The sequence below is a fragment of the Comamonas sp. JC664 genome, from assembly GCF_042647185.1.
In genome coordinates this window covers 21,118-29,525 of the sequence record NZ_JBHRUZ010000003.1, presented here as the reverse complement: position 1 = coordinate 29,525, position 8,408 = coordinate 21,118, and the positions used below count along the sequence as shown (strand labels likewise).

Annotated in this window: 7 protein-coding genes and 2 pseudogenes; 7 read left to right on the top strand and 2 right to left on the bottom strand. The window is 55.2% G+C overall.

The genetic code is table 11. The features are described 5' to 3' along the window. Positions 1-15: 15 nt before the first annotated feature. Positions 16-368 (top strand): annotated as a pseudogene (locus tag ACFODQ_RS00495) (IS3 family transposase); the annotation flags it as partial. 73 nt (positions 369-441) lie between these two features. Here ACFODQ_RS00495 and ACFODQ_RS00490 read toward each other — a convergent pair. Continuing rightward, positions 442-1,222, bottom strand: a pseudogene (locus ACFODQ_RS00490) (YoaK family protein). A 163-nt stretch (positions 1,223-1,385) separates the two neighbouring features. Next, positions 1,386-1,565, bottom strand: a complete 180-nt coding sequence (locus ACFODQ_RS00485; protein ID WP_377014360.1) for a hypothetical protein — start codon at positions 1,563-1,565, stop codon at positions 1,386-1,388. An 89-nt stretch (positions 1,566-1,654) separates the two neighbouring features. Here ACFODQ_RS00485 and ACFODQ_RS00480 point away from each other — a divergent pair, with 89 nt between their 5' ends. From ACFODQ_RS00480 to ACFODQ_RS00455, 6 genes are all read left to right on the top strand, one after another. Further along, complete coding sequence (locus ACFODQ_RS00480; protein ID WP_377014367.1) at positions 1,655-1,909, top strand: BLUF domain-containing protein; 255 nt, start codon at positions 1,655-1,657, stop codon at positions 1,907-1,909. 1,533 nt (positions 1,910-3,442) lie between these two features. Then, the gene (locus ACFODQ_RS00475; protein WP_377014358.1) at positions 3,443-3,691 is read left to right on the top strand and encodes a glycoside hydrolase family protein; all 249 of its coding nucleotides are present in this window, start codon (positions 3,443-3,445) and stop codon (positions 3,689-3,691) included. Between the two features lie 1,409 nt (positions 3,692-5,100). Further along, positions 5,101-5,493, top strand: coding sequence for a fibronectin type III domain-containing protein (locus ACFODQ_RS00470; protein ID WP_377014365.1), 393 nt, complete (start codon positions 5,101-5,103; stop codon positions 5,491-5,493). After that, positions 5,486-5,695: a hypothetical protein gene (locus ACFODQ_RS00465; protein ID WP_377014356.1), complete on the top strand. Its 210-nt coding sequence runs from the start codon at positions 5,486-5,488 to the stop codon at positions 5,693-5,695. Before ACFODQ_RS00470 ends, ACFODQ_RS00465 begins: the two co-directional genes overlap by 8 nt. Before the next feature lie 1,543 nt (positions 5,696-7,238). Then, on the top strand, positions 7,239-7,460 hold the full coding sequence (locus ACFODQ_RS00460) for a hypothetical protein (RefSeq protein ID WP_377014354.1): 222 nt from the start codon (positions 7,239-7,241) through the stop codon (positions 7,458-7,460). Positions 7,461-7,994: 534 nt separating this feature from the next. Then, positions 7,995-8,408 (top strand): hypothetical protein, encoded by a 414-nt coding sequence (locus ACFODQ_RS00455; protein ID WP_377014352.1) that lies wholly within the window; start codon positions 7,995-7,997, stop codon positions 8,406-8,408.

Genomic DNA, 8,408 nt, shown 5'->3' with positions numbered 1-8,408 from the left:
GAAATGCCGTATTAGATGGTGGGTGACATGTTGCGCAAGGCGCTAGGCAAGTGGGCAGGGAGGAAAAACCATTGCTGCATTCCGACCAGGGCTGGCAGTACCAAAGTCGTGCCTATCGCCGCTTGCTGGCCGATCATGGCCTGGTGCAAAGCATGTCACGTCGGGGCAATTGCTGGATAACGCAGCGATGGAGAGCTTCTTCGGAACTTTGAAGTCCGAGTTCTTCCACCTCAACAAGTTCAGCAGTGTGGCGCAGCTTCAAGAAGGTCTTCACCACTACATCCTATTACTACAATCACCAACGCATCAAGCTAAAACTAAAAGGCCTGAGTCCAGTGCAATACCGGATTCAGGCCTTCAGTCCCTAGCTTCCAACTGTCCAACTTCTTGGGGTCAGTTCACTAGGCGGGTTTGCTGTTTAAGACGGTGGTGATTCAGTGATCACCACCTTTTTTGGAAAAATGCGCGCATCTCGTTGGAGTGCTTGGCATCATGAATAAATGGCGGCACTGACACCGCGAGCAGTAGCGCGGCCAGCGGACCACCCAGAAAAACCCGATGTAGCTGAAGCCAACTGCGCCCGTAATGCTTCCCAGCACGAACATGCCAATTCAGACCAGCAGAGGCACGCATGCGCACCCAGTTATGCCGCACACGGCTTGTTGGAACCGTACAAGCAGTGCCACTTCGCTTCCAAAAGAATAGCTTGCCCAATTCCATTCCCAGGTCCGTGAAGTTCCCAGTCATATGGGTTGTGCGAATGCTTCCACCAGAGGTCTTTGAGCCCACAGCGTTTTGAAGTCCCATCATGAATGAGTAGCAGCAGAACTGTGATGGGAAAAGCGAATGGCGTGTTCCAGGAGAGGGGGACAGCGCCCATCAGACCGAAGGGCAAGAGCATCAATGCCTCCAGCATTAGCGGCAGCGCGTAAACGCTGTAGAGATGCTTTTCTCGACCCCAGTTCACCAAAACAGCACAGACGGCTGCGCCGGTCATGAAGGACAAGATGGCGCCCAGCGCATTCAGAAGCATCTTCATGTTTTCCAGGACCAGGCCATCAGCTATCTGTGACGCGAATCCTGTCATGTGCGAGGTGTACATGTGCAGGACTAGAAAGCCACCCGCATTAACTGCACCAGCGTTGAAAGCCAGTAGCCATCCAAGAGCCAAGTTGGTGGAATTTGCTCGATGTCGGTTTGTCAGGTGTCGAATTCTTCTCATCAAAAATACTCCACGAACCAAGATGCCATATATGCCAGTGACCGACTCGGAAAAGTGACTTGGTCACGAAGGTTGCTTCACATCGATAGCATAGACCCGCACAGGGTTAGGGCCGAAGTGCGGGTGGATGATCGTCTTCACCATGAAGCCGCGCCAAGGAGTATCAGGCGCGAGCAAGATCGTCGCGGGCGGGGTAGCCCGAGGTCAGGATGATCCGGTCATACGCGCGGTCCTCCAGGCGCTTGGCCCAGTATGGTGTGCACAAGCGGAATTCCTCGAGCTTGGTGCCGTCGCGTATGGCCTCGAAGTATTGGCGCTTGAGTGGTAAGTGCAGGGTGGTCATGGTGCAACCTTGGTTAGGTTTCGTGTGTTTTCAAATGAATTTGCATAAAAGCAAAGATGTAATTCGGGAGGTGTACAGTGGATCAGTTCATGAAAGGTGCTGCTATGTCCACTCCACTGAGTTTTTTCCTCTATTCAAGTCGGCTGGCACCTGACTGCGACCCCACTGAGGTGGGAAACATCGTGAAGGTGGCGCGTGAGTTCAACGCCTCGCACGGCATCACTGGCATTCTGGTTTTCGATGGTGAGCGCTTTACGCAATATATTGAAGGGCCTGCGAGCGAGGTCGATGCGTTGGTGGCTAAGCTCCCCAAGGACAGCAGGCATACAGACTTCCTGCACTGAATGCAGGCGACGACCTTGAAGAGCGCCGCTACGCGACATGGTCCATGGGGTACAGCGACGTTAGCCTTGACGAGCTGGACATCGATCTAATGGCCACAATTGATAGCGATGCTGCCTTGAACTTGTTCACTAAGGCTGTTGCTGAGATAGACCGTCTGTAGCCTTTCAACCTTCCTACTTGGCCTGGCCGGCAGCCATGCGGCGCGTTGACAATTTTTCTTGCGCTCTCGCGCATGTGCGATCTGCCTTCCTCTGGCATGTTGCTCCCTGGGGTAATCCATCCGCTGGGCCATTACCTTTGCTGCGGCTTCAAAATCCAGTGCATCAGCGGGTTGAGCTTGGGGTGCCGACTCACTCGGCACCAAGCAGCACAACAGGAGCTGGTCGCATAGGCGTGAGCAAAATGGGCAGGCGGTTGATCAGGGCTTCGGCTAGGCCAGCGCGCAGCTGGTCCAGCAGTGCCGGGATACCTCGTCGCGCAGTTTCTGGAAGCGCAGGTACACATCGGCCGGCATGGCCTTACCCATGTATTCGAGGTGCAGTCGGTTTTTGCTGCTCTCCTGCTGCTCGATTAAATCCCAAGTTGCAGAGCAGGGTGCAGTCTTGAGGGGAACGGAAGGGTGGTTTCAGACATTGGGCTCCAAAAGTGGAAATGCCCGCTCAAGGCGGGCAATGGTACGGGTGAAGCAGGCAGCTACCAAGCAGCTACTGGCAGAGAAAGTACGACGGCCATGGGTTTGACCCAAACTGGCTGGGCCGACAGCAGGAAGGTTTCTCCAGACCAAGCGAGCAAGAGCGTTTCGCCCATGACGTGCGCTATGGCTTCGCCGGCTGCGCGGGCACCGCGTTGCCGATGCGCTCTCGCCAGGCCTGGTCGCTCAGACCATCCAGTTCCAGCTGCTCTTCAGGTCTACCAGACTCTGCAGCGCTGCAAGCTCCAGAGGGTGAATGGGCGGTGCCAGGTGCCGTCTTCGGCCACGATTCTGCAAACCAGCTTTTCAGCAGGCGCTGGCATGGGCCGTGGATCCGCGACCGACCAGCGGCCGTTGTCGTGACAAGCTGATCCGCTGACTGCGCCGGCGGACGTGGCCCAGGGCACTACGCCATAGTGCCCACCAGTGAGATATGCTGCACGGTCGGCATCCATGCCTGAGCGTGGATCTGCCACTGGTATGCGCCTTCGCCCGAGGTGCTGCCTGCAATCACTGTCGGGTCGGCCTGTCCATTCAGTCACATGGCGCTTCCCATGCAACAGGGTGGGATCGCTACCGCCGCGCGGGTCCGCCACCGCCTGGCCGCTGCCGTGGGCACTGGTTACTGCCATAGCAGCTTTGTCCCAGCGGACGATGCGAAATTCGTTTTGTGCTTTGCAGGGCCATAGTGTCGGGGATCGGCAACGCTGTATGCGCCCTGGCCAGGCCCTTGCTGGCCAGCTACTGTGCCGGTGCTGCCATTCCAGCGGCGCACGCGTAGGGCTGGCCATCCTTCCACAGCGAAGACTGCTCAAAGCGCCACAAGAGCAAGGACGAAGCCATGTTCCGGGCCAGCCTGCCAGGGGTGAAGCTCACCCAGGGCGAATATGACCTCTACATGGACTTCACCTACCAGTTCGGCATCACAAACTGGCGCACGAGCTCGATGCGGCGCAACCTGCTGAACGGTGAATACCTGCAGGCCTGCAACGCGCTGCCCGCTGGCGGGGAAGCAAGCGGGCGGGGGATTGTTCGCTGCCGCAGAACTGGGGCCCGAAAGGCTGCAAGGGCGTGTGGACCCGGCAGCTAGAAAGGCAAGCCAAATGCTTAGCAGAACAGGGGTAAACATGGTCTTACACACATGCTGCTGCTCTCTTGCTTGGGATGGCCCTGGCCGCCATTGGCACTTGGAATGTGCAGGCCTGGCGTGTGGGCGCGCAGATTGAATCAATCCGCTCGAGCAAGCAAAAGAAGAATCCACCAGGTCAAATGCGGCGCTGGTGGAAAACACGAAAACTTCGATCAAGGAAAGCAAGCATGCCCAAGACACAATCTACAACGCCGACCGTCTGGCGAATCTCAAGACCGGCATTGATGTTGATGTGCGCGCTGAGCTTGCCGTGCTGAGCGCCTGCACCGCGACACCGACAGCCGAGCCGCCACTTATCGCGCGCAAGCCCAAGCCGACGCAGCTGCCCGCAGCGATCTCGCAGATAAAGCGGCAGCCTCGACCGCCAGCTTGCAGAAGGCCTCGGTGTGGTCGCAATCCTCGGGAGCGACCTTAGACGAAGAGACTCCGAAGTAGCCGCGCTGCGTGACCAGGTGAACATCGAGCGCGGCTGAGCGGTGACGACAGCGGCCAAGCTTGCAGCCGGTAAACACGGTCCACATTGCGACAATCCAATTCCAATGAGTTGTGGATAGCGCAGCTCTATGCTCGGGACACCTCTAACAAAAAAAAATAGAGAAACAGTTGTTTGTAAATGTTAAAAATACTAAACTGATAACTTATTCCAATTTTTAACTGAGGCGTTCGTATGTATCTCTATCAACGCGGGACATTTCTGGGCTTGTCGATGTTATGCATGGCCGCAGCAAATGCTGCCACTCCTACTTACAACCCTGTAGGTGTGCAGCAAAACGTTGCCGTGCAAACGGTGGACAGATGGCGGGTGGTCGGAGTGTTACAAAGAAACATTTGACAAAAACGGGAAATCTATAGAAGAAATATCCACGGCTTGCGGTGGCAAGCAATTGATGATGGCCTGTCGCGCCACCGGGACCAACAGCCTGCAGGTGTTGGCCCAAGCTCCCAAAATCGACGTGATGACGGATACGGGAACAGCCTTTGCTATCACCACCAAGCAATGGAGTCGCATGGTATTTCAATTCGAGCTATTCTGGGGTTTTGCTGCGGAAGGGCAGGCTGTAAGCAGATCAAGTTGTGACACACAAAATTCTTCGGGTGAAGGAAGTGCTACTCGCATGTGTGTTCATACCAATCAAGGCAATTTGAGCGGGGGCTGGAGATGCGGCGGGGCTACTGGGCTGAATGAAAGTTCAGCTTTTGAGCGCGTTTTTTATACCGCCAACGTCACAAGCCCGGACCCTGTTCCGTCCGTGAGTGTTTCAAATGTTGCGGATCGATCGCTGACTGTCACTTGGACTGCTGCGAGTGATAACGGCTCCCCCATCACTAAGTACACGTGACAGGCGTTCCTGGCGGCTCATGCACAACCGAGACCGTGGCCCCTGCCACCGAGCCAGCAAACTTCTTGCACGATCACCGGCTTGACCAATGGTACGCCCTACAAGTTCACGGTCGTGGCAACCAACGCAATTGGTGACAGCGGCGTCACCCGAAAGTGCAGAAGCTATTCCACTCGCAGACGTGATGTTTGTGGGTGCAGGTCCAAACATCACGCTCGCAGGCGGTGTTGTTGCAGCGGCATATTCTCAACCTCTGCAGCTAACAGGCGGCCTGCCTCCATACACCTTCTCCGTGACGGGCGAGCTGCCACCTGGGCTGGCTCTCGACACGGCAACCGCATCATTTCCGGGAGCCCCACGACCACTGGCACTTACAGTTTTCTCGGTCATGGCCATGGATAGCACGGTGCAACCAACACTCGCGGCCAAGGCAGTTCATGTCGCAGAACAAACCTTCAACATCGTGATCACTGCTGCACCAGTGGTTCAAGCTACCCCGACACCAGTACCCGCCCTGGGCGGCGTTGGCATGCTGCTGCTCTCCGGGGTCGTTAGCCGGATCCATAGGCTTCATGCGCCGACGGAAATCCAGCTGATCCCGTAACCCTCTTCGGAGGGTTTTTTTGACATTTGAATAACTGTCGCGTGACGAATGGTTGAAAGCACACGGCGAGAGCCTCCCCGGCGCACTACGCACTGGGGAGGCTATTTTTTCTAACGTGTTTTTAAGTCAGTAGATGCCAAACATAAACATGGCCCCATGTGACGTTAAAACCAAGTAATTTGAATATTATCGTATTCCAATGTCCAGGCTTGGGACATGTTATTAGCAAGACGAGGCCGAAGCTGAAGCCGCTAAGCCTGTTGTTAATAAGGGAATTCTCTTGGTTAATTGTGTCTTGGATTGCAATATTTGCCACCAACTGCCCACTTGGGTTTTTGATTTGATAGGCAAACCAGTTGTTGTCGGCCACATGAATGAATACATCGTACCAAACATTATCTAGTAGCGGACTACCGCAGTTGGGCCACCCCAGACGTAGTTGGTCGCATTACCGCTCGCTGGATCTATGAACCAGGTCTCAGGCTGGCTTGTAACGCCACTAGGGCAGGGATTAGCTGTTGCACTTAGACCACCTACGATCAAGCCCTTGCCTCGGTTTACCATCCCGTGCTTTCAGCTCTTGCCATTGCAAAAAAGTGCGCTCCAGATTTGATGTAATTGTGCCGACAGTTCTGAAACGGACCTTCAATTCTTGCGTGAAGCTCCAGCTGGCTTTTCAGTTGCAAAAGTGTGATGCAAAAATCCAGAATTTGCCCTGGAAATTCGATGAGCTGGTAAAGTTTGTATGCCCCAAGAATAGGTTTCCCGAACTCGATCTACAGGGGTGCCATTGACAATAGCTCTGGAAAATGTGACTTTCGTCGGGTATTCTGGTTTGACTTGAGCGTTTACGCATTATGAATGCAAAAGCCATGCTAAATGGCACTGCCAACTTCAAAAATGACTTTTTAAAATTCATTCTTCTCTCTCCAATAATTTGTATCGAAGCAGCCAGCGTACATCGCATGCAATCATTGCGTCAATAAAAGCGAGAACGAGGCCCGTGCGCGCGAAAAATCGATTTCGGATGACATCGGTCAGATCCCGGCCCCTGTACCTTGGCGCCAAGAGCTCCAATGTGCAATCGCTACCACTCCCCAGATGAAGGCTACATCCAGCAGTACTGGTGGCTGAACCCCGGTAGCTGGGCCTGGGTGCCGCGATGTGTTCCCACGATCACCGGTGGATTCATCCGTCGCGCGCCGCAGACGACCCTGGCTACAGCAAAGAGCTTGCCGTGGGGAGATGGGGCCTGATCCCTTGGTTCGGCAACGACGCCTGACATCAAGTACAGCACCAACAACGCCCGTGCGAGGAGGTGGTGCGGACAAGGCAGCTTCAAAGACCCGTGGAAAACGCGGCCAGCGCTGCATCATCCCGGCGACCACCTTTGACGAGCCGTACTGGGGGCCATATGAGGCGCAGGTTTAAGAAGTGCGAATGGTGGCGCTTCAAGCGCGCGGATGGCGATCCCTGGGGGCTAGCCGGGCTGTGGAAGATCTGGACAGATAGGGCCACAGGCGAAGTGCATGAGAGCTATACGATGCTCACACTCAATGCTGACGGTCACGAGATCATGGGGAAGATAAACAAAAATGAGCTCAATCCCGATACCAAAAAGCCACTTCCTTGGACCAGCAAGACAAGCGGAGGTGATCCCATCGAGCTGGCTGATGTGGATCAGTGGCTTGAAGGATCAATAAAAGACGCACAAGCGCTGCTCAAGTTTGCCACCGGTGGAAGTGTTCGCGGCAGGGCGGCCTAACCCTCGACATCCTCCACAATCCACTGGTGGATAGTTTGATATGCCTGCCCTGGCATGTCGAGTAGGTGAGGGTGACTGGCCTGCAGGTACTCAGAGAACAGATGGATCTGCTTTCCCGAGTCGTAATACGGAACCAGCCGTCGCTAAGGTCGCGCATGTTCTGGCGCCAGGCCCGCCAAAGACCAATGACTACACCGCGGCGTTCAGAAAGGGACATCTGGCTCCAAGCTTTCATAAAGGGCCACTGCATCAGAAGACAGTGGCGTGCTGTGCAAGATCATAGTGCCCAAGACCGGCATAGCCTCTGGGAAGTCTGGCTTGATGCCATCCCATCGCTCGTGCTCGGTGGTCTGCAGCCACCCTGGCCGTTCTTGATGTGCCAGCGCCAGTATCTTGATTGATCCATAGACACCTCCAAAAGACTGTATATGTATACAGTAAATGGAGCGAGCAATGGAAGCAGTCAGGAAATTTGCGGGTCAAGATTTGCCAGGGCTATACCTGGGTATGGCGACACCTGGCACTGAGCTAGATTTGGAGGGCAAGCGCCGGGTTGGGTGTGATGCCTATGTGCTTCGGCTGTGCTTCAATGGTGTGTACCTGCCGGCTGAAATACTGGCCAGGCGTGCTAAGTCCATGGGAATGCTGCTCAGTACCGCAATGACAGATGGCAGCTTCCAAACTTGGCTGGTAGATCGCAATGAGCCTATGCGGCTCATCATTCATGGGCTGGAGCGTGTCGAGGTATGGCGGCAACGCCAATCGGGGACTCTCCTGTTACGAGGTTTCGAGTTTGACGAGGGAGAGCTTCAGCGCTGGCCGCAAATTTGGATGTGCGGCACCAATCTCCGGGAGATGCATGAGATCTTGGGGAAGATGTCGCACTGGCTCTCCGCGAAATACAAGGAGGTCAAGCGAGGGCCGCACCCTCATGTTCGACCAGGCTAA

Coding starts and splice junctions, on each gene's coding strand:
- ACFODQ_RS00485 (WP_377014360.1), bottom strand. CDS start 1,565: ATGACCACCCTGCACTTACCACTCAAGCGCCAATACTTCGAGGCCATA.
- ACFODQ_RS00465 (WP_377014356.1), top strand. CDS start 5,486: ATGGATAGCACGGTGCAACCAACACTCGCGGCCAAGGCAGTTCATGTC.
- ACFODQ_RS00475 (WP_377014358.1), top strand. CDS start 3,443: ATGTTCCGGGCCAGCCTGCCAGGGGTGAAGCTCACCCAGGGCGAATAT.
- ACFODQ_RS00460 (WP_377014354.1), top strand. CDS start 7,239: ATGCTCACACTCAATGCTGACGGTCACGAGATCATGGGGAAGATAAAC.
- ACFODQ_RS00480 (WP_377014367.1), top strand. CDS start 1,655: ATGAAAGGTGCTGCTATGTCCACTCCACTGAGTTTTTTCCTCTATTCA.